The sequence below is a fragment of the Streptomyces sp. NPDC020996 genome, assembly GCF_040641355.1.
Classification (GTDB): domain Bacteria; phylum Actinomycetota; class Actinomycetes; order Streptomycetales; family Streptomycetaceae; genus Streptomyces.
Window position 1 is genome coordinate 13,581 of sequence record NZ_JBFADM010000076.1, and the last position, 21,673, is coordinate 35,253.

The following is a 21,673-nucleotide window of genomic DNA, read 5'->3' on the forward strand; positions in this document are numbered from 1 at the left end:
GGGAGTGCGAGGGGGCGCGTTCCCGCCGCGCTCTGTGCCGCCGATCATGCCGTGCCTAACGTCGAGGTCAGTGCACAGATGTACGGCGGACGTACGGCGGAAGGTTCGACCATGGCGGGAGAGGTACCTCGGCACGAACGGGCTCCCTGGAGCGCCCGGCCGGCCCCCGACGCCGCCCTGGCCCGCGTGCACGACCTGGCCGGCCGTCCCCGGGGCACCGCCTTCGCGGCCGACCGCCACGGCACCCTGATCACCGCCCACGAAGCGGTCGACGGCCTGGCCGGGCTGGTGCTGCACGGCGCCGGTGACCGCCGCTGCCGGGTGACCGCCGACGCGGTGACCGCGCTGCCCGCGCTGGGACTGGCCCTCGTCCGCACCGAGGGCCTGGGCCTCGAGCCGCTGCCCGTCACCGTGCGGGACCACGTCGAGAGCGGCACGTACGTCAGCATCGCGGCCGGCTGCTGGCGCGAGGCGCGGGTGCTCGGCGCGACCCCGGTCACGTATCCGACGGGCGACCGCCTCCATCACCTCGGCGACGCGCTGGAACTCGCCGTCGGCACGGCGGGCCGGGACGCGCTGCGGCCGGGCGGCGGGGCGGCCGGGGGACCGGTTCTCGACGCCGCGACCGGCGCGGTGGTCGGCGTCCTCGGCACCGTGCTGCGGTCCGGCCACCGCCACACCGGCTTCGCCGTACCGCCGCGCGCCGCCGAGGGCCCGCTCGCCGCGCTCCTCGCCGAGAACGCCGCCACGGTGCCCGCGTACGGCGCCGACCTGAACCTGGCCGGAGTCCTCCACCTGACGGCCGCCTCGTCCGGCCCGGACGCACCACCGCATGTACCGGACGTACCGCCGGATGTGCCGGAGGTGCCGGACATGCCGGATGTGCTGGATGTACCGGATGTGCCGGACGCGCCGAGGGTGCCGTCGGGGGCGCCATCATGGGCGCCGTCGGGGTCGCTGTCGGGGCGGCCGGTCGAACGCGCCGTGATCTCGCGGGAGTTCGCCGCGTTCACCGCCGGTCCGGCCGCCGTCCTCGCGCTCGTCTCACCGCCGGGCAGCGGCCGCACGACGGAACTCGCGGCCCTCGCCGCCCGCCGCACCCGCGGCGCGGAGCCCGCGCCCACGCTGTGGCTGCGCGGCACAGACCTGAGGGACACCGACGCGTCGGTCGCGGACGCCGCCCACCGGGCACTGGTCCGGGCGGTGGGCCCCGGACTCTGTGACGCCACCCCGGCCCGCCTCGCCCACGTCGCACGCACGGCCGGCCGGCCGCTGCTGATCCTGCTCGACGACCCCGAGGAGGCGCCTCCCGCCTCGGCCCGCCGGCTGTCCGAGTGGGCGGCGGGGACGGCGCGGTGGCTGCGGGAGACGGGCGCGCGGCTGGTGGTGGCGTGCCGGGCGCAGTACTGGGAGGAGACGGGCGCCCGGTTCCCTCAGGACCTGCTGCACCGGGCCGCGCCTTCCCCCGCCGGTGACCGGACCCCGGCGGCTCCCGCGGGGCTGCCGCCCTGCGTGCACCTGGGCGACCTCACCGAGGACGAGGCCCGCCGGGCCCGCGCGCAGCACGGCATCCCCGAGGGCACCCTGCGCGGCGCCGACGCCCGCCACCCGCTGACCCTCCGGCTGCTGTCCGAGGTCCGCGCCGCCCTGCCCGACGCCGCCGACGCCCCCCGCGCCCGGGTGGACCGCGACGACGTCCTCTCGGCCCACCTGGACCTGATGTGCCTGCGCGTCGCCGTACGCCTCGCCGCCGCGAACGGCCTGCGCGGCTCCGCCGTACGCCGGCTCGCCGCCAGGGTCGCCGGCCAGGTCCACGAGGCCGCCCGCCGCAGCCTCGGCTCCGGCCGGGGCACGCTCGACCGGGCGTCGTTCGAGGCGGTGTTCCCTCCGGGCCGGGCCCCCGCACGGCTCGGCGGCGGCACCGGCTGGGCGTCCGCCGTCCTCACCGAGGGCCTCCTCGTGCCCGCCGGCTCCGGCTACCGCTTCGCCCACGAGGAGTCGGCCGACTGGCTCCAGGGCATGCACCTCGACCTCGACGAGGCCCTCCACCGCCTGGTCCACCACCGCACCCAGCCCGACGCCGGGCCGGACCCCGTGCCGCGTCATCGCGCCGGCCCTGTCGTCGAGGCATTGCTGTTCCTCGGCCGCCGCCACGGCACCCGCGAACTGGCCGGGCGACTGGAGGAGTTGGCCGACGCGCTGGACGACGCCCCGGATCCGGGGCCGCACTCCTGGTGGGCCGCCCGGCTGCTCGCCGAGACCCTGCGGCGGGTGCCGGACGCCACGCCGTACGAGGAGGTGCTCCGCCGGATCGCCGACCGCATCGTGGCAGAGCGGCCCCGACAGGGCGCGCTCGCAAGGGAGTTCGGACCCGGTTTCTGGAGTGCGCTGCCCGTACCGGAAGCCGTCCGCTTCGGCCTGCTGCGCACCCTCGTCCTCGCCGACGGCCCCCCGCAGGACACCGGCCCGCGCTTCCTGGACACGGCCGCCCGGCTCCTCGCCGCCGACCCCATCGCCGTACAGCCGCTCCTCGTCCGCTGGTTCGACGACGACCGGCCGCTGCCCGCGACCCCGCACGCGACCGTCGCCGACGCCGCGCAGGCGCTGCTGCACACCCACCGGCGGCGCGCCCTGGACGAACTGACCGAGGTGCTGGTCGGGAGCGGGCACCGGCGGGCCGGCGAACTGCTCGGCGTGCTGGCGCAGGACGAGCCGTCCGGCCTGTGCCGGGCCGTCGACCGGTGGGCGCACGACGAACGGCCGGCCCGGCGTGCCGCGGCGGTGACGCACGGGCTGCGCGCCGCCCCGCACGTACGCACGGAGGCCGACCGCGCCCTGCTGCGCTACGTGGCCCTCGCACTGCTCGCCCGCCCCGCCGACCGCACCCTGCACGGCGGCGCGCTCGCCCTCCTGGTCCGCGATCCACGCACCCGCTCCCGCCATCTCCCGCAGGCCCTGCGGCACTTCGCGGCGGGCGACCCGTCGTTCCCGCCCGACGCGCTGGCCGGTGCCCTGACGACCCACCCGGCCCCGGTCCTGGACGCCTTCCGCGCCCGGCTGCGCGGACCCGACGCGGCGGAGGCGCTGCGCACGCTCGTCCACGCGGCCACGCCACCGGTGGCCGACCTGGTCGCCACGCTCCTCCGGGAAGTGGTGGGGCGGTGCCGGGAGGCGGCCGGGCGTCACCCGGAGACCACCGGCGATACCCGCGCCGACGCCTGCGCCCGCGCCGATGCTTGCGCCCGCGCCGATGCTTGCGCCCGCGCCGATGCTTGCGCCCGCGCCGATGCTTGCGCCCGCGCTGGCGCCTGCGTCGATGGCGGCGTGTGTGCCGCCGTCGCCGCCCACCTCGACCGGCGTCTCGACCGGGGCCCCGCCGCCCGCGCCGCGCTCCTCCCGCTGGTCACCGGGCTGCTCGACGACGGCGCCGAGGACATGCGCGCCGCGCTCGCCGCCGTCCTCGCCGCTCCCGGGGCTCCCGCCTCCCGGCCTCTGCGCCGCGAACTGCTCGACGTCCTGCTGGCCCGCGAAGAGGCCCCCGCCGTCCTGGACGCCGTGCTGCACACGGCCGTCCGCCACGGCGGCGACGACGTCCGCGCCCTGGTCCACCGCACCGGCCTGCTCCTCACCCGCACCCCGGACGGCGCGGCCCGCCTCGACCGCCGCCTGGCCGACCTGGGCCGCCGCGTACCCGGATTCGCGGCCCGCGTGCTCGGCTGGACGGCCGACGCGCCGCAGGCCTGGGCGGCCGTGGTCGGACCCGGCGCCCGCCGTACGCTCGAGAACATCGCGGGCGTCCGCGTCCCGGCCTGAGCGCAGGTGACACGTGCGTCCTGTCACAGCCTCGATGCCGGTGCGGGCAGGCCGCCCCCGGCATGGCACCCTTAGACCTGCGTAAGTGGCCAACGGTAGATGTGGTCAACGGTAAATACGGACACGGGTTCGAGGAGCGGTCACAGTGCAGCGCTGGCGTGGCTTGGAGGACATCCCCGAGGACTGGGGGCGCAGCGTCGTCACCATCGGTTCCTACGACGGGGTGCACCGCGGGCACCAGCTGATCATCAGGCATGCCGTGGACCGTGCGCGGGAGCTGGGCGTTCCCGCCGTCGTCGTCACCTTCGACCCGCACCCCAGCGAGGTCGTCCGCCCCGGCAGCCATCCGCCGCTGCTGGCCCCGCACCACCGCCGCGCCGAGCTCATGGCCGACCTCGGCGTGGACGCCGTGCTGATCCTGCCGTTCACCACCGAGTTCTCGAAGCTGTCGCCGGCCGACTTCGTCGTCAAGGTCCTCGTCGACAGGCTGCACGCCAAGGCGGTCGTCGAGGGCCCGAACTTCCGCTTCGGCCACCGCGCCGCGGGCAACGTCGAGTTCCTGGCCGAGCAGGGCAAGATCTACGACTTCGAGGTCGAGGTCGTCGAACTGTACGTCAGCGGCGAGGCGGGCGGCGGCGAGCCGTTCTCCTCGACGCTCACCCGGCGCCTGGTCGCCGAGGGCGACGTAGAGGGCGCCGGGGAGATCCTCGGCCACCCGCACCGGGTGGAGGGCGTGGTCGTACGCGGGGCCCAGCGGGGCCGGGAACTCGGCTACCCGACCGCCAACGTCGAGACGCTGCCGCACACCGCGATCCCGGCCGACGGCGTCTACGCCGGCTGGCTGCACGTCCAGGGCGAGGCGATGCCGGCCGCGATCTCCGTCGGCACGAACCCGCAGTTCGACGGCACCGAGCGCACGGTGGAGGCGTACGCCATCGACCGCGTCGGCCTGGATCTGTACGGCCTGCACGTCGCCGTGGACTTCCTGGCGTTCGTCCGCGGACAGGCGAAGTTCGAGTCGCTGGAAGCGCTGCTGGAGCAGATGGCCAAGGACGTCGAGCGCTGCCGGCAGTTGGTGGCCGCGGCCGGGTGACCGCCGCTGTGACGCCGAAGGGCGGCCGGTGCCTCGCGGGCACCGGCCGCCCTTCTTCCGCTCCCGGCCTGCCGCCGGCCTACTGCTGGGGCGGCGGAGGCGGGCTCTGCCCCTCCGGCTGCTGCGGGTGCTGCGGCTGCGGCGGCTGTTGCGGGTAGCCGTAACCGGGCTGGGGCTGGGGTTGAGAGGGCTGCTGGTAGGGCTGCCCCGGCTGCGGGTAGGCCGGCTGGCCGGGCTGTGCCTGCGGGTACGGCTGCCCCGGGGCGTACGGCTGACCGGTGGCGTACGGCTGACCGGGCTGGGGCGGCTGCGGCTGCTGGTGCTGGTGCTGCGGCTGGGGTGCCTGCGGGTAGGAAATGGGCTGGCCGGGGACCTGCTGACCGGGGACGGGCTGGCCGGGGAGCGGCTGGCCCGGTGGCGGGAGCGGCTGGCCGGGGAACTGGCCCGGCAGCGGCGGTGCGGCGACCGGCGGCGGGTTGCCGTCGGAGGTCCACAGACCGTGCGACTGCTGGTGCCGGACGAAGTCCTCGGCGACCATCGCCGCGAGGTTGAAGTACGCCTCCCTGACCTTCGGCCGCATCATGTCGAGATCGACCTCTGCACCGGCGGCGAGGTGCTCGTCGAAGGGCACCACGACCACACCCCGGCACCGCGTCTCGAAGTGCGACACGATGTCCTCGACCTTGATCATCTTTCCGGTCTCGCGGACCCCCGAGATCACGGTGATGGACCGCGAGACGAGGTCGGAGTAGCCGTGCGCGGACAGCCAGTCCAGCGTCGTGCTGGCGCTGCTCGCCCCGTCCACCGAAGGCGTCGAGATGATGATCAGCTGGTCGGCGAGGTCGAGCACGCCGCGCATGGCGCTGTAGAGCAGACCGGTGCCGGAGTCGGTGAGGATGATCGGGTACTGCCTGCCGAGCACGTCGATCGCGCGCCGGTAGTCCTCGTCGTTGAACGTCGTGGACACGGCCGGGTCGACGTCGTTGGCGATGATCTCCAGCCCGGACGGCGCCTGGGAGGTGAACCGGCGGATGTCCATGTAGGAGTTGAGGTACGGGATCGCCTGGACGAGGTCACGGATGGTGGCCCCGGTCTCCCGGCGCACGCGGCGGCCGAGCGTGCCGGCGTCCGGGTTGGCGTCGATCGCGAGGATCTTGTCCTGGCGCTCGGTGGCGAGCGTCGAGCCGAGGGCGGTGGTCGTGGTCGTCTTGCCCACGCCGCCCTTGAGGCTGATGACGGCGATCCGGTAGCAGGAGAGCACGGGCGTCCGGATGAGTTCCAGCTTCCGCTGCCGCTCGGCCTCCTCCTTCTTCCCGCCGATCTTGAACCGGGACGACGCGGCTGTCGGCCGCCCGCTCTTCGCCTTCTGCTTCTTGTTGTTGAGCAGCCGGTCGGACGACAGCTCCACGGCGGCCGTGTAACCGAGCGGCGCGGCACCGGGGTTGATGGGCTGCCGCTGGTCGTGCTGAACGGGCTGCGGCCACGCGGTCCCGACCCGGGGGTCGACGGGAGGCTGGGGCATCTGCGGTGCCTGCGGGGGCACGCCCTGCGGGGGCATCCCTTGCTGGGGCTGGGGCTGGGGCTGGGGTTGAGGCGCGGGGGCCTGGGGGAAGCCGTAGCCGCCGCCCGGGGCGTGGGGCGCGGGTGCCGGCCCGCCGGGGTGCGGGAAGCCGTACCCGTCCTGCGGTGCAGGTGCCGGCGGGCCGGCCGGGTGCTGGACAGCGGCCTGCGGGGGAGCGGGTGCCGGGACGGGTGCGGGTGTGGGCACGCCGGGGTGGGGGAAGCCGTAGCCGTCCTGCGGGGCAGGGGCAGGCGTCGGCGGGCCAACCGGGTGTTGGGCTGCGGGCCGCGGGGGAGCGGGTGCCGGGGCGGGTGCGGGTGTGGGCGCGCCGGGGTGGGGGAAGCCGTAGCCGTCCTGCGGGGTGGCGGGGGCCGGTGCTCCCTGGGGCGGGAAGCCGTAGCCGTCCGGCGCGTGCGCGGCCGGCGGCTGCTGGGTCCAGGCCGCTGGGGCGGGCTGCGGAGCCTGCGGCTGGAACGGCTGCGGCGGCACGGGCTGCTGGCCCTGGACGGGCGCCGGTTGCGGCTGCGGCTGCACGGGCGTCGGCGGCTCCGCCTGCTGCGGCTGCGCCGGCCACTGGGCCGCCGGTGCCGGAGCGGCCGGCTGGTACGACGGCGGCAGCGGCGGCAGCGGCGGCCGCCCGGGCTGCGGCGCGGGAGCCGCAGCCGGAGGCGCGTCCTGCGGGGCGTCCTGCGATACGTCCGGCGCGGCGTCCTGGGGCCCGCTGTCCTGGTGAGGCACGGCGTCCGCGGGCACGGCGTCGGAGGGCTCCGTGTCAGCGACCACCGCGTCCGAAGACTCAGCGTCCGACTGCCCGGCCTCCTCGCTCACGGCGTCGGAGGGCTCGGCCACCTCGGGCACGCCGTCCTCGGGCTCCGCTTCGTTGCCGGCGTCTGCCTCAACCTCCGCCGCTTCCTCAACCTCCGCCGCTTCCTCGGCCTCGGTCTCTTCCTCCGCCTCCGCCTCGGCGTCGCCCGGTGCGGTGCCCTCCACCGCACCCTCGGGCCGGGCGTCCTCCGTCTGCGAAGCAGCGGACAGGCCCCCGGACTCGCCGTCGTCCTCACCGGACGTCTCACCCGCCGGGCTCTCCGCGACCGGCTCCTCGGCCGAGTCCGACTCCGACTCCGGCTCCGGCTCCGGCTCCGGCGTGGCAACGACCGCGGCGTCGGCGCGCTCCGCCAACTCCCGCTTCACCGAGACGGCGGAGATCCGCATGGTGGCGCCGCTCTCCAGGTCACCGTTCCCGGACTCCTCCGCCACCTGCGGCTCAGGCCGCGGGGGCTCCGGCTGCGGCGGTTGGAGCTGCTGGGGCGGCTGCGCGAGCTGCGGCTCGAATCCACTGCCCACCGGAAGCCTCGGCACCGCGACGGGACCGCCGACCGGCGGCGCGGTCGGCGCGGGAGGCGTGAACGGAGCACCGGGCGCAGGGGCCGGCGGCGTGAAGGGCGCCCCGGGCGCCGGCGCGGGCGGCGGCGGCGTGAACGGTGCCCCCGGAGCCGGAGCCGGAGCCGGAGCCGGAGCCGGAGCCGCAGTCGGCGGAACGGGCGCGGGACCTGCGGCCGGCGGCCGGGGATGCACATGAGCCGGCGGAGTCAGCCCGGGCAGCGACGACAACGAGAAACCGGAGGGTGAGCCGGCCGCAGGAGCGGACGTCCCGGAACCCGCACCAGGACCGACACCGGGACCGGGACCGGGACCGGCGTCGGCGCCGCCGGAAGCCGCGTCAGCACCCTGCCCCGGACCCTGTGCGGCCCCGGACTCCCGGGACGGCGGCGCCGAAGCCTCCGCGGCACGCGAACCGGAACTGGAACCGGAACCAGAACCTCCCGAGGCGTTCTGCGTGTACCAGGCGGGCGGCGCGTAGTCGATGGTGAACTCGCCCGTCGTCTCGATGGCGGACTCCGCGTCGGGCTGGTCATCGCCGGGTGTGGCCCAGCCCCCGCGGATCCCGTCCCGATCGCTGCTCACAGTTCCTCCTGGTGTGGTCGAGCACCCTCATGCCGTGCTGGGGCGACCATTGCTTGTCGTCCTGAGTCGTTCGAGGTCGTCCGACGCGCCGGCTCTCCCCCTCGGACGCCACCGCCGGGTCCACGGGTTCTGGCGACGCGCCCTGTCCCAGCCTAATCACCACAAGCCCCGCCCCGGCAGGCCTGTCCGTCTCCGAGAGCCCGCCCAATGCGTCACAACCTGCCCGTAAGTGCCGTATGCAGCAAACGTGTTGGCGAACAAAGCTGGCCTTGTACGGGAATGCCCCACACGGGGGCCCAACCGACAACGCCCGCAGTCCCGTTCACACCGCCGCAGCGGCGCACCTCCTCCCTTCGACGAACGGACCGGCGGGCATAGTAGGGGGCCGCTCCGGGCCGTTTCCCCAACTGCCTCGACTGCCCCTACTACAGCCGACCACCCCTGACTGAATTCAACTGAACCCGACCGAACAGGACTTCCTCGCTTGAGCCTCGGCCCACCTCCCTCGATCTACACCCAGTCCACACTCGCGGCCGACCGTGCCCGCAGGCGTCGCCGTCTCCAACTCCTCGGCGCCCTGGCGGCCGTGGTGGCCGTCGTCGGCTGCGTGGGCGGCTGGCTCGCGCTCTCCGACGGCGACGCCCCGGACCACCGCACCCCGGCCGCCGCCGTCCAGAAGCCGGACGAGATCAGGGACACGGTGGAGAAGGACCCCGTCTCGCCCGAGGGCCAACCGGTGGTCGAGCACAAGGAGACGGACCTCGCCGCGAACTCCGACACCAACCCGCGCTATGCGCCCGGAACCTGGGCCACCAAGAAGATCCTCGCCAAGGGCGTCGCCAACCGCATCGAGGGCTACCGCATCGAGCCCGGCTACGACGACGTCGCCTGGAAGCTGAAGTTGAGCGGCCACCTGTGCGCCACCAGCCGCCACGTCACCGCCGACGGCCGCACCGCGGTCGTCGTCCAGCCGCCGACCCCCGCGGGAGCCAAGACCAAGGGCGTCTGCGACCAGGTGGTCTTCGTCGACCTCGACACGGGCAAGAAGCTGTGGCAGGCCAAGATGCCGAACGCCGGCTCCGCCTTCGTGACGAACACGAACCTGACCCTGACCGAGGGCGTCGTCGCCGTCGCCTGGGGTGAGGGCTCGGTGGCGTACGACATGAAGACCGGCAAACAGCTGTGGAACAGCACGAGCGTCTCCCGGTGCGAGGACAAGGGCTTCGCCGGCGGCGGCGCGCTGCTCGCGCTGGAGGCGTGCGGGCCGCTGCCCGACACCCGGTACCGGGTGCAGAAGCTCGACCCGCGCACCGGCCGGGCGGAGTGGACGTACCGGCTCGCGGCCGGGGTTCAGGACGTCTACCTCCCGTCCTCCGACCCGCCGGTCCTCGCCGTGGCGGCCGGCGACACCCTGGTCACCGATCTCATCACGCTCGACGACCACGGCAAGCACCTCGCCACGATCTCGACGAGCGGCTACGACCCCAAGTGCGAGGACCGCTACTTCGGGGCGGGGTACTTCGGCGTGGTGGAGAACTGCGACGGCGTGGTCGCGGGCCGTACCCAGGTGTACGTCCTGAGCAAGGAGAACTACGACGCCGGCCAGGCACCGGACTGGATCGTGGCGTTCGACCGGAAGACCGGCCGGACGGCCGGCAAGTTCGAGGGACGCGAGAGGCAGATGGTGTATCCGCTGCGGATGAGCGGCGACGACCTGCTGGTCTACCGCCGCAGCGGCGACCCCGTACAGCCCGCGGCCGTGGTGCGCTGGAACCCCCTTACGGACAAGGAGACCCCGCTCCTGCTGTTCCAGCTGCCGGAGGACGAGGAGTACGACCTCAGCGACCCGGAGCAGTCGGACATGGTCTACGAGCAGGGCCGGATGTTCTTCGCCAAGCGCGAGCTGGTCCGGGACGACAAGGCCCCGAAGGACCCGGTGCTGCTGGCCCTCGGCATCGGAAGCGCCGGGCTGAAGCACTGACCCGATGAACCGAGCCCGATGAACCGATGAACCGGAAACCAGGCCGCCGGACATGGAACCCCACACGGAACCGGACACGGAAGAGGGGCGGCACAAGCGTGTGCCGCCCCTCTCCGGCTCTTCGACGCCCGTGCGTCCCGCCCCTCACTCCGCGGCGGGTTCCCCGCTCCCCGGCGCCGGCTCCAGGTCGAACTCCCCGTCGCGGGCGCCGAGCACGAAGGCCCGCCACTCCGCCTCGGTGTACCGCAGCACGGTGTCCGGGTCGAGTGAGGACCGCATGGCCACGGCGCCGTCGGGAAGATAGGCGATCTCGACCCGCTCCTCGTGCTCCTCCGTGCCCGGCGCGCTGTGCCACTCGACGCCGGAGATGTCGAGGGCGTAGAGCTCGTCCCGCTCGCGTTCCTTGCGCGCCTTGATCTCCTGCTCCGTCTCCGCCATCCCGCAGCGACCCCTTCCCTACGTTACGTAACGGTCCGCGCTCACCTTAGTGGCCTCGCGGGCCCGCCCCGGGCGGTTCGGTGACCGCGGTCAAGGGGCCCGCCACCTCCTGGTACCCTGAGTGACGGCCGTTCGTGTACGCGCCCCCGGAGCCCATCGCCCTGGAGGCCGCGCCCAGCGGATCCCCGCCTTCCGAGTCACGGAAGCTCCCCCGAGAAGCAGACCGGGGGCACTCGGTGGCCGTTCACAGACTATGAGGAGTACGCGTGTCGCTCGACGCCGCCACGAAGAAGCAGATCATCTCCGAGTTCGGTACCAAGGAGGGTGACACCGGCTCCCCCGAGGTCCAGGTCGCTCTGCTCTCCCGTCGGATCTCCGACCTGACGGAGCACCTCAAGACCCACAAGCACGACCACCACTCCCGCCGCGGCCTGCTGATCCTCGTCGGTCAGCGCCGCCGCCTGCTGCAGTACCTGGCGAAGAAGGACATCCAGCGCTTCCGTGCGCTGGTCGACCGCCTCGGCATCCGCCGCGGTGCGGCGGGCGCCAAGTAAGACGCCGTGAAGGGAGCGGTTCCCGGAGGATCGGGACCGCTCCCTTTGCCGTAGGTACGGAAACCTTCACCGTACGTGCGGAAACATGCGGAGTGTCACCCGCGCTTTGTAGTGTGGTAGCAAAACACACAACGCAGGACGCGCAACGTGTGACGCGCAACGCGCGACGCACGACGTACGACACAGCGAGAAGCGCACCTCGCCGCCGCCGGTCCTCGGTAGTGGCCCCCGGGCGTGAGCCCCGGGTGCTTCGATCGAAGACCGGCCCGCACCAGACGGCGCGCTTCTCCGTGACGGTCCCCCTGTCACACGGGCAGGCGGGGACAAAAGACGAAAAGTATCGGAGAAAACGCTAGTGGAGAACGAGACCCACTACGCCGAAGCCGTCATCGACAACGGTTCCTTCGGCACCCGCACCATCCGCTTCGAGACGGGCCGCCTGGCCAGGCAGGCCGCCGGCTCCGCCGTGGCGTACCTGGACGACGACACCATGGTGCTGTCGGCCACCACCGCGTCGAAGCAGCCCAAGGACCAGCTCGACTTCTTCCCGCTGACGGTGGACGTCGAGGAGCGGATGTACGCCGCCGGAAAGATCCCCGGCAGCTTCTTCCGTCGTGAGGGCCGGCCGAGCGAGGACGCGATCCTCACCTGCCGCCTCATCGACCGCCCGCTGCGCCCGTCCTTCAAGAAGGGCCTGCGCAACGAGATCCAGGTCGTCGCCACGATCATGGCCCTCAACCCCGACCACCTGTACGACGTCGTGGCGATCAACGCCGCGTCCGCGTCCACGCAGCTGGCCGGTCTGCCCTTCTCCGGCCCGATCGGCGGCGTCCGCGTCGCGCTGATCCGCGGTCAGTGGGTGGCCTTCCCGACGCACACCGAGCTCGAGGACGCCGTCTTCGACATGGTCGTCGCGGGCCGCGTCCTGGAGGACGGCGATGTCGCGATCATGATGGTCGAGGCCGAGGCCACCGAGAAGACCATCCAGCTGGTCAAGGGCGGCGCCGAGGCGCCCACCGAGGAGGTCGTCGCCGCCGGTCTGGACGCCGCGAAGCCCTTCATCAAGGTCCTGTGCAAGGCCCAGGCCGACCTCGCCGCGAAGGCCGCCAAGCCGACCGCCGAGTTCCCGATCTTCCTCGACTACCAGGACGACGTCCTGGAGGCGCTCACCGCCGCGGTCAGGCCCGAGCTCGCCCAGGCGCTCACCATCGCCGGCAAGCAGGAGCGCGAGGCCGAGCTGGACCGCGTCAAGACCCTCGCCGCCGAGAAGCTCCTGCCGGAGTTCGAGGGCCGCGAGAAGGAGATCTCCGCCGCGTACCGCTCGCTGACCAAGTCCCTGGTCCGTGAGCGCGTCATCAAGGAGAAGAAGCGCATCGACGGCCGCGGTGTCACCGACATCCGCACCCTGGCCGCCGAGGTCGAGGCCATCCCGCGGGTCCACGGCTCCGCGCTGTTCGAGCGTGGCGAGACCCAGATCCTGGGCGTCACCACCCTCAACATGCTGCGCATGGAGCAGCAGCTGGACACCCTCTCCCCGGTGACCCGCAAGCGCTACATGCACAACTACAACTTCCCGCCGTACTCCACCGGCGAGACCGGCCGCGTCGGCTCCCCCAAGCGCCGCGAGATCGGCCACGGCGCCCTCGCCGAGCGCGCCCTGGTGCCGGTCCTGCCGACGCGCGAGGAGTTCCCCTACGCGATCCGTCAGGTCTCCGAGGCCCTCGGCTCCAACGGCTCGACGTCCATGGGCTCGGTCTGCGCCTCCACCATGTCGCTGCTGAACGCCGGTGTGCCGCTGAAGGCCCCCGTCGCCGGCATCGCCATGGGCCTGATCTCCCAGGAGATCGACGGTGAGACGCACTACGTCACCCTCACCGACATCCTCGGTGCGGAGGACGCCTTCGGCGACATGGACTTCAAGGTCGCCGGCACCAAGGAGTTCGTGACCGCGCTCCAGCTCGACACCAAGCTGGACGGTATCCCGGCCTCCGTCCTGGCCGCCGCCCTCAAGCAGGCCCGTGACGCCCGCCTCCACATCCTCGACGTGATGATGGAAGCGATCGACACGCCGGACGAGATGTCCCCCAACGCGCCGCGGATCATCACCGTGAAGATCCCGGTCGACAAGATCGGCGAGGTCATCGGCCCCAAGGGCAAGATGATCAACCAGATCCAGGAGGACACCGGCGCCGAGATCACCATCGAGGACGACGGCACGATCTACATCGGCGCCGCCGACGGTCCGGCCGCCGAGGCCGCCCGCGCCACGATCAACGGCATCGCCAACCCGACGATGCCCGAGGTCGGCGAGCGCTACCTGGGCACGGTCGTGAAGACGACCACCTTCGGCGCGTTCGTCTCCCTGCTGCCCGGCAAGGACGGTCTGCTGCACATCTCGCAGATCCGCAAGCTGGCCGGCGGCAAGCGCGTGGAGAACGTCGAGGACGTGCTCGGCGTGGGCCAGAAGGTCCAGGTCGAGATCGCCGAGATCGACTCCCGCGGCAAGCTCTCCCTGATCCCCGTGATCGAGGGCGAGGGCGACTCCGGCAACGGCTCCGACGAGACCAAGAAGGACGACGCCGACCAGTGACGTCCCGTGGCTCCGAGGCGACGGCCCGCACCTCTTCGGAGGCGCGGGCCGTCGCCCGTACCCAAACCCTCATCAAGGGCGCGAACGGCATCGGCACCGTCCGTAAGACCACCCTCCCCGGTGGCCTGCGCGTCGTCACCGAGACCCTGCCCTCCGTGCGCTCGGCGACCTTCGGCATCTGGGCGCACGTCGGCTCCCGCGACGAGACCCCGGCCCTGAACGGCGCCACGCACTACCTGGAGCACCTGCTCTTCAAGGGCACCTCCCGGCGCAGCGCGCTCGACATCTCCTCCGCCCTCGACGCGGTCGGCGGCGAGATGAACGCGTTCACGGCGAAGGAGTACACGTGCTACTACGCGCGCGTGCTCGACACCGACCTGCCCCTCGCCATCGACGTCGTCTGCGACATGCTGACCGGCTCCCTGATCCTCGAGGAGGACGTCGACGTCGAACGCGGCGCCATCCTCGAAGAGATCGCCATGACCGAGGACGACCCCGGCGACTGTGTCCACGACCTGTTCGCGCACACGATGTTCGGCGACAACCCCCTCGGCCGTCCCGTCCTCGGCACCGTCGACACCGTCAACGCCCTCACCGCCGACCGCATCCGCCGCTTCTACAAGAAGCACTACGATCCCACCCACCTCGTGGTCGCCTGCGCCGGAAACGTCGACCACAACAAGGTCGTACGACAGGTCCGCGCGGCCTTCGAGAAGGCGGGCGCCCTCACCGACGGCCACGCCACACCCATCGCCCCGCGCGGCGGGCGGCGCACCATCCGCACCGCGGGCCGCGTCGAGCTGATCGCCCGCAAGACCGAGCAGGCGCACGTCGTCCTCGGCATGCCCGGTCTGCCCCGCACCGACGACCGCCGCTGGGCCCTCGGCGTGCTCAACACCGCCCTCGGCGGAGGCATGTCCTCCCGGCTGTTCCAGGAGGTCCGCGAGAAGCGCGGCCTGGCCTACAGCGTGTACTCGTACACCTCCGGCTTCGCCGACTGCGGACTGTTCGGCGTGTACGCGGGCTGCAGGCCCTCGCAGGTGCACGACGTGCTCAAGATCTGCCGCGACGAACTCGACCAGGTCGCCGAGCACGGTCTGTCCGACGAGGAGATCGGCCGCGCCGTCGGCCAGCTCCGGGGCTCCACGGTGCTGGGCCTGGAGGACACGGGCGCGCTGATGAACCGTATCGGCAAGAGCGAACTGTGCTGGGGCGAGCAGATGTCGGTCGACGACATGCTGGCCCGGATAGCGTCGGTGACCCCGGACGACGTGCGCTCGGTGGCCCGCGACATCCTGGGACAGCGGCCGTCCCTGTCGGTCATCGGCCCGCTGAAGGACAAGCAGGCCTCCCGCCTGCACGACGCCGTCGCCTGACCCCTCCCGTTGAGTCCCGTAGTCCCCGTAGTCCCGTAGTCTCGTTAAGGAAGCAAGAACATGAGCAAGCTGCGCGTGGCGGTCCTCGGCGCCAAGGGCCGGATCGGCTCGGAGGCGGTACGGGCCGTCGAGGCCGCCGAGGACATGGAACTGGTCGCCGCCCTCGGCCGGGGCGACCGGCTGGAGACGCTCGCCGGAACCGGCGCCCAGGTCGCCGTCGAACTCACCACCCCCGACTCGGTGATGGCCAACCTCGAGTACTGCGTGAGCCACGGCATCCACGCGGTCGTCGGCACCACCGGCTGGACCGACGAGCGCCTCGCCCGGCTGCGCGGCCTGCTGGAGCAGTCGCCGGAGACGGGCGTGCTCATCGCGCCCAACTTCTCCATCGGCGCCGTCCTCACCATGAAGTTCGCGCAGATCGCGGCGCCGTACTTCGAGTCCGTCGAGGTCGTCGAGCTGCACCACCCGAACAAGGTGGACGCCCCGTCCGGCACCGCCACGCGCACCGCCCAGCTCATCGCCGCCGCCCGCGCGAAGGCCGGCTCGCCCCCCGCGCCGGACGCCACGGCGACGGCCCTGGACGGCGCGCGCGGCGCGAACGTGGACGGCGTCCCCGTCCACGCCGTCCGGCTGCGCGGCCTGCTGGCCCACCAGGAGGTCCTGCTGGGCGGCGAGGGCGAGACCCTCACCATCCGGCACGACTCCCTCCACCACAGCAGCTTCATGCCGGGCATCCTGCTGGGCGCCCGCCGGGTCGTGACGACCCCGGGCCTCACCTTCGGCCTGGAACACTTCCTGGACCTGGGCTGAGCCCGGCGACATCATGCGCGCGAAGATCTCCTACACCGTCACGGCCGCCGTCCTGGTCTTCTACTTCGTCCTGGTCGGCAGCCGCGGCGTCATGCTCATCCAGTCCGGCACCCTGCTGACCGTCACCTTCGGCGTGGCGGTGCTGATCCTGCCGGTCATCGGCGTCTGGTTCCTGTGGAAGAACACCCAGTTCGTCCGCAAGGCCAACCGGCTCGCCGCCGAACTCGAAGCCGAGGGCGGCCTGCCGGTCGACGAGCTGAAGCGCACCCCGGCCGGCCGCATCGACCGCGACTCGGCCGACGAGGTCTTCGCCCGGCGCAAGGCCGAGACGGAGGCCGCGCCGGACGACTGGCGCAGCTGGTTCCGCCTGGCCGTCGCCTACCACGACGCCCGCGACACCCCACGGGCCCGCAAGGCCATGCAGCGCGCCATCGCCCTCCACGACGGCCGCACCGCCGACGCCTGACCACACACCTATGCGGCACGCCCGAGCGCTCGTCTGCACGCGCCTCAAGCGCGCCTGAACCCGCGGCCCGCCATCGCCCCGCCGCCCTCACCCCGCGCCCGCGCCTGTACACGAGCCTGAAGCACCCCCCCGGCCGCACACGCGGGACACGGAAAGTCCACGCGGCGCCCGCCCCCTGCCGCCGGCTGCTCCGGCGCGGGCGGGACGCGGTTCTCCGCGGGCTGCGCTGCGACCGGACGCGGAGGGTGCCGCCCGCACCCGGACGGCCCCCTCCGCACGACGCTCCCGGGCTCAGGCCCGCCGGTGCTCCGCGGCCCACGCCTCGATCGTGTCGGCCGCCCGGTCGAACGCCTCGACGCGGCCCAGGAAGTCGGCGTTGTGGGTGGTCATCAGCGGCGGTGCGCCGCCCGCGGAACGGTCCCGCCGTACGAGCGTCAGCGCCTGACCCTGCACGGTCCGCGGCAGCCCAAGCCAGCGCACCGGCTGCTGCACCGTCCGCACGGCCACGACCCGCTCCCAGGGCGTGGTGCGGGTCCCGGCGAAGCCGACGTGGCGCAGGCCCTGCGGGCTCACCCACACGCCCATGCGCAGCAGCCGCAGGGCGCCCACGATGACGGCCAGGGCGACGCCGAAGACCAAGCCGGACCGCGCCGGCGGCGCGGTGAACGCGATGGCGACCGCCGCGAACAGCACGAACGAGGCGAGCAGCAGCAGGATCGCCGCCGCGCCCACCCGCCATGGCCCGGGCCGGTACGGACGCCGCCAGCGCTCCCGGTCGTCGAACGGCAACGCGACGTCGTCGGTCGCCTCGAATCCACGGTCGGCCGTCAGGAAGGGCAGGGGCACGACTGGTCCTCACTCGATCCATGCGCGGGCTGTACTGACCGGTGAGGCTATCCGCCCGTTGCCCCCGCCCACCAGCACCGGGGGCCCGGACGAGTAAGCGCCTCCGCGGCACCGGTGAACGAGGTGCCGAAGAGCGCCCCGTAGAGTGGGCGCCGCACCGCACACGTGATGGGAAGGACGTTCTGTGACCTCCGCCTGCGAACCCAATGTCTCCTTGCGCAGCGATGTCACCGTTGAGTTGGTGAAGTCCAGCGCTTCGGACTCCGACGTTCTGTTCGCCGCCCGCGTCTCGACCCTGGGTGAGCAGTCGCTCGAGGAGCTGCAGAAGGACCCGGAGCGCTCCAAGGGCCTGATCAACTACCTCATGCGGGACCGGCACGGCAGCCCGTTCGAGCACAACTCGATGACGTTCTTCATCAGCGCGCCGATCTTCGTCTTCCGCGAGTTCATGCGGCACCGCGTGGGCTGGTCCTACAACGAGGAGTCGGGTCGGTACCGGGAGCTCCAGCCGGTCTTCTACGTCCCCGACGAGTCCCGCAAGCTGGTCCAGGAAGGGCGCCCCGGCAAGTACGTCTTCGTCGAGGGGACCCCGGCGCAGCACGAGACGGTCCGCGCCGCCTTGGGCGAGTCCTACCAGCAGGCGTACGCCGCCTACCAGGAGCTGCTCGCCGCCGGCGTCGCCCGCGAGGTGGCCCGCTCCGTCCTCCCGGTCGGCCTGTTCTCCTCCATGTACGCCACCTGCAACGCCCGCTCCCTGATGCACTTCCTCGGCCTGCGCACCCAGCACGAGGCGGCGAAGGTGCCGTCCTTCCCACAGCGGGAGATCGAGATGGTCGGCGAGAAGATGGAGGCGGAGTGGGCCCGGCTCATGCCGCTCACGTACCAGGCGTTCAACGCGAACGGGCGAGTGGCGCCGTAACCCGTCCGCGCTCCCCGGCGGCGCACACCTGTACGTCTCAGCCGGGCGAAGTGTCCGTATTGCGGCATTTGTGGAAGTTCATCTAGCCTGATCAACGGACCCGGTACTGCTTGAACCCCCGAGCAGGCAGTACCGGGCTCCACCTTTGTCCGGACTTTTCGCGCCGACCCGAGGGCAGACCCCGCCGTGAGCAACGAGTAGCGTGTTACCCATGGCTCCGACCTCCACTCCGCAGACCCCCTTCGGGCGGGTCCTCACCGCCATGGTCACGCCTTTCACGGCGGACGGCGCACTCGACCTCGACGGCGCGCAGCGGCTCGCCGCCCACCTGGTGGACGCAGGCAACGACGGCCTGATCGTCAACGGCACCACCGGCGAGTCCCCCACCACCAGCGACGCGGAGAAATCGGATCTCGTACGGGCGGTCCTGGAGGCCGTCGGCGACCGCGCCCACGTCGTCGCCGGCGTCGGCACGAACGACACCCACCACAGCATCGAACTCGCCCGCGCCGCGGAGCAGGCCGGCGCCCACGGTCTCCTGGTCGTCACGCCGTACTACAACAAGCCCCCGCAGGAGGGCCTCTACCGGCACTTCACGGCCGTCGCCGACGCCGCCGACCTGCCGGTCATGCTGTACGACATCCCGGGCCGCAGCGGCGTCCCCGTCAACACCGAGACCCTGGTCCGGCTCGCCGAGCACCCGCGGATCGTCGCCAACAAGGACGCCAAGGGCGATCTCGGCCGGGCCAGCTGGGCCATCGCCCGCTCCGGACTCGCCTGGTACTCCGGCGACGACATGCTGAACCTGCCCCTGCTCTCGGTGGGCGCGGTCGGCTTCGTCTCCGTCGTCGGCCACGTCGTCACCCCGGACCTGCGCGCTCTGGTGGAGGCGTTCGTCTCCGGGGACGTCCAGAAGGCGACGGAGATCCACCAGAAGCTGCTCCCCGTCTACACGGGCATGTTCCGCACCCAGGGCGTCATGACGTCGAAGGCCGCACTCGCCCTCCAGGGCCTGCCCGCCGGCCCCCTGCGCGCGCCCATGCTCGAGTGCACGCCCGAAGAGATCGAGCAGCTCAAGATCGATCTTGCCGCGGGCGGGGTACAGCTCTGACATCGGACTTCACAACTGAATAGGCGGGCCACCGGTGCCCGCACCACAACGACAACTGCTCATGCACGAACGTCACGCGCGCCACGTGCCCACCGGTACGTGGCGTGTGTGGTGAGGAGAGTCTTTTGAGTCATCCGCATCCTGAACTCGGCTCGCCCCCGCCGCTCCCCGAAGGCGGCCTGCGAGTCACCCCGCTCGGCGGTCTCGGCGAGATCGGCCGGAACATGACGGTCTTCGAGTACGGCGGCCGCCTGCTGATCGTCGACTGCGGAGTGCTCTTCCCCGAGGAGGAGCAGCCCGGAATCGACCTGATCCTGCCGGACTTCTCGTCCATCCGGGACCGCCTCGACGACGTCGAGGCCATCGTCCTCACGCACGGCCACGAGGACCACATCGGCGGCGTCCCGTTCCTTCTGCGCGAGAAGCCGGACATCCCGCTGATCGGCTCCAAGCTGACCCTCGCCCTGATCGAGGCCAAGCTCCAGGAACACCGCATCCGCCCCTACACCCTCGAGGTGGCGGAGGGGAACCGCGAGCACGTCGGCCCCTTCGACTGCGAGTTCATCGCGGTCAACCACTCCATCCCGGACGCCCTGGCGGTCGCGATCCGCACCCCGGCGGGCATGGTCGTCCACACGGGCGACTTCAAGATGGACCAGCTCCCGCTGGACAACCGCCTCACCGACCTCCACGCCTTCGCGCGCCTGAGCGAGGAGGGCATCGACCTCCTCCTCTCCGACTCCACGAACGCCGAGGTCCCGGGCTTCACTCCGCACGAGCGGGACATCTCCAACGTCCTGCGCCAGGTCTTCGCGAGCGCCCGCAAGCGGATCATCGTGGCGAGCTTCGCCAGCCACGTCCACCGCATCCAGCAGATCCTGGACGCGGCGCACGAGTACGGCCGCCGGGTCGCCTTCGTCGGCCGTTCCATGGTCCGCAACATGGGCATCGCCCGGGACCTGGGCTACCTGAAGATCCCGCCGGGCCTGGTGGTGGACGTCAAGACCCTCGACGACCTGCCGGACCACGAGGTGGTCCTGGTCTGCACGGGCTCCCAGGGCGAGCCGATGGCGGCCCTGTCCCGCATGGCCAACAGGGATCACCAGATCCGCATCGTCGACGGCGACACCGTGATCCTCGCGTCGTCCCTGATCCCCGGCAACGAGAACGCGGTCTACCGCGTGATCAACGGTCTCACCCGCTGGGGCGCCAACGTCGTCCACAAGGGCAACGCCAAGGTGCACGTCTCGGGTCACGCGTCCGCGGGCGAGCTCCTGTACTTCTACAACATCTGCCGGCCCAAGAACCTGATGCCGGTCCACGGCGAATGGCGCCACCTCAGGGCCAACGCCGAACTGGGCGCCCTCACGGGCGTCCCGCACGACCGCATCGTCATCGCCGAGGACGGCATCGCCGTCGACCTCATCGAGGGCAAGGCGAAGATCTCGGGCAAGGTCCACGCGGGATACGTCTACGTCGACGGCCTCTCGGTGGGAGACGTCGGCGAGCCGGCCCTGAAGGACCGCAAGATCCTCGGCGACGAGGGCATCATCTCGGTCTTCGTGGTCATGGACTCGACGACCGGCAAGATCACGGGTGGCCCGCACATCCAGGCCCGCGGCTCCGGCATCGACGACTCGGCCTTCGGCGCGGTGCTCCCGAAGATCACGGAGGCACTGGAGCGTTCGGCCCAGGACGACGTCGTGGAGCCCCACCAGCTGCAGCAGCTCATCCGCCGCACCCTCGGCAAGTGGGTCTCGGACACCTATCGGCGCAGGCCGATGATCCTCCCGGTCGTCGTGGAGGTCTGACGGCCCGACGGACCCTCGTCCGTGCGAACCGGCAGCGGGGCGCCTCGATTTGCATCGGGGAGCCCCGCTCCAGTACGTTTACGGCTCCGCCTGAACGGGAACCCGGTTGCTTCGCGCGCCGGGAGTCAGTCCCGGAGGGGCGGGAATTCCGACTCAGAACTTCTGATAAAGTCGGAACCGCCGGAAAGGGAAACGCGAGAGCGGGAACCTGGAAAGCACCGAGGAAATCGGATCGAGCAAAGATCTGATAGAGTCGGAAACGCAAGACCGAAGGGAAGCGCCCGGAGGAAAGCCCGAGAGGGTGAGTACAAAGGAAGCGACCGTTCCTTGAGAACT

The 21,673-nt window shown here is 72.3% G+C and carries 14 protein-coding genes; 11 read left to right on the forward strand and 3 right to left on the reverse strand.

Translation table 11 applies throughout. The features are described 5' to 3' along the window. Positions 1-111 precede the first annotated feature (111 nt). Together AB0G63_RS34350 and AB0G63_RS34355 are read left to right on the forward strand one after the other, a co-directional pair. Positions 112-3,813, forward strand: a complete 3,702-nt coding sequence (locus tag AB0G63_RS34350) for a trypsin-like peptidase domain-containing protein (protein WP_360758517.1) — start codon at positions 112-114, stop codon at positions 3,811-3,813. A gap of 145 nt (positions 3,814-3,958) precedes the next feature. Further along, a complete protein-coding gene (locus AB0G63_RS34355; protein ID WP_360758519.1) occupies positions 3,959-4,906 on the forward strand; it encodes a bifunctional riboflavin kinase/FAD synthetase in 948 nt (315 codons plus the stop codon). Positions 4,907-4,985: 79 nt separating this feature from the next. Here the strand turns inward: AB0G63_RS34355 and AB0G63_RS34360 are convergent, their stop codons facing one another. After that, positions 4,986-8,432 carry an SCO5717 family growth-regulating ATPase gene (locus AB0G63_RS34360; RefSeq protein WP_360758521.1) on the reverse strand — a complete coding sequence of 1,149 codons (3,447 nt, stop codon included), beginning with the start codon at positions 8,430-8,432 and terminating at the stop codon, positions 4,986-4,988. A gap of 484 nt (positions 8,433-8,916) precedes the next feature. Between AB0G63_RS34360 and AB0G63_RS34365 the strand changes: the two genes are divergently transcribed. After that, a complete protein-coding gene (locus AB0G63_RS34365; protein ID WP_360758523.1) occupies positions 8,917-10,413 on the forward strand; it encodes a PQQ-binding-like beta-propeller repeat protein in 1,497 nt (498 codons plus the stop codon). 144 nt (positions 10,414-10,557) lie between these two features. Here the strand turns inward: AB0G63_RS34365 and AB0G63_RS34370 are convergent, their stop codons facing one another. Then, positions 10,558-10,851: a DUF397 domain-containing protein gene (locus AB0G63_RS34370; protein WP_324790270.1), complete on the reverse strand. Its 294-nt coding sequence runs from the start codon at positions 10,849-10,851 to the stop codon at positions 10,558-10,560. 266 nt (positions 10,852-11,117) lie between these two features. Between AB0G63_RS34370 and rpsO the strand changes: the two genes are divergently transcribed. The 5 genes from rpsO (at position 11,118) to AB0G63_RS34395 (ending at position 16,650) form a co-directional block, all read left to right on the forward strand. After that, a complete protein-coding gene (rpsO, locus tag AB0G63_RS34375) occupies positions 11,118-11,405 on the forward strand; it encodes a 30S ribosomal protein S15 (RefSeq protein ID WP_004982702.1) in 288 nt (95 codons plus the stop codon). Positions 11,406-11,760: 355 nt separating this feature from the next. Beyond that, positions 11,761-13,995: a polyribonucleotide nucleotidyltransferase gene (locus AB0G63_RS34380; protein WP_360758526.1), complete on the forward strand. Its 2,235-nt coding sequence runs from the start codon at positions 11,761-11,763 to the stop codon at positions 13,993-13,995. Then, positions 13,992-15,371, forward strand: coding sequence for a pitrilysin family protein (locus AB0G63_RS34385; protein WP_360758528.1), 1,380 nt, complete (start codon positions 13,992-13,994; stop codon positions 15,369-15,371). Before AB0G63_RS34380 ends, AB0G63_RS34385 begins: the two co-directional genes overlap by 4 nt. 60 nt (positions 15,372-15,431) lie before the next feature. After that, positions 15,432-16,184 (forward strand): 4-hydroxy-tetrahydrodipicolinate reductase, encoded by a 753-nt coding sequence (gene dapB, locus AB0G63_RS34390; RefSeq protein ID WP_360758530.1) that lies wholly within the window; start codon positions 15,432-15,434, stop codon positions 16,182-16,184. Between the two features lie 13 nt (positions 16,185-16,197). Further along, complete coding sequence (locus AB0G63_RS34395) at positions 16,198-16,650, forward strand: hypothetical protein (protein WP_360758532.1); 453 nt, start codon at positions 16,198-16,200, stop codon at positions 16,648-16,650. 291 nt (positions 16,651-16,941) lie between these two features. Here AB0G63_RS34395 and AB0G63_RS34400 read toward each other — a convergent pair whose 3' ends face one another. Then, a complete protein-coding gene (locus AB0G63_RS34400; RefSeq protein ID WP_360758534.1) occupies positions 16,942-17,496 on the reverse strand; it encodes a PH domain-containing protein in 555 nt (184 codons plus the stop codon). Positions 17,497-17,680: 184 nt separating this feature from the next. On the opposite strand from AB0G63_RS34400, the gene thyX reads away from it, so the two are divergent. The 3 genes from thyX (at position 17,681) to AB0G63_RS34415 (ending at position 21,337) form a co-directional block, all read left to right on the forward strand. Next, on the forward strand, positions 17,681-18,415 hold the full coding sequence (gene thyX / locus AB0G63_RS34405; RefSeq protein WP_360758536.1) for an FAD-dependent thymidylate synthase: 735 nt from the start codon (positions 17,681-17,683) through the stop codon (positions 18,413-18,415). Between the two features lie 211 nt (positions 18,416-18,626). Continuing rightward, positions 18,627-19,526, forward strand: a complete 900-nt coding sequence (gene dapA / locus AB0G63_RS34410; protein ID WP_360758538.1) for a 4-hydroxy-tetrahydrodipicolinate synthase — start codon at positions 18,627-18,629, stop codon at positions 19,524-19,526. 125 nt (positions 19,527-19,651) lie between these two features. Next, positions 19,652-21,337 carry a ribonuclease J gene (locus AB0G63_RS34415; protein WP_360758540.1) on the forward strand — a complete coding sequence of 562 codons (1,686 nt, stop codon included), beginning with the start codon at positions 19,652-19,654 and terminating at the stop codon, positions 21,335-21,337. Positions 21,338-21,673 lie beyond the last annotated feature (336 nt).

Excerpts from the sequence above, each read along its gene's own strand:
- AB0G63_RS34350 (WP_360758517.1), top strand. The coding sequence starts at position 112 with ATGGCGGGAGAGGTACCTCGGCACGAACGGGCTCCCTGGAGCGCCCGG.
- AB0G63_RS34370 (WP_324790270.1), bottom strand. The coding sequence starts at position 10,851 with ATGGCGGAGACGGAGCAGGAGATCAAGGCGCGCAAGGAACGCGAGCGG.
- dapA (WP_360758538.1), top strand. The coding sequence starts at position 18,627 with ATGGCTCCGACCTCCACTCCGCAGACCCCCTTCGGGCGGGTCCTCACC.
- AB0G63_RS34395 (WP_360758532.1), top strand. The coding sequence starts at position 16,198 with ATGCGCGCGAAGATCTCCTACACCGTCACGGCCGCCGTCCTGGTCTTC.
- dapB (WP_360758530.1), top strand. The coding sequence starts at position 15,432 with ATGAGCAAGCTGCGCGTGGCGGTCCTCGGCGCCAAGGGCCGGATCGGC.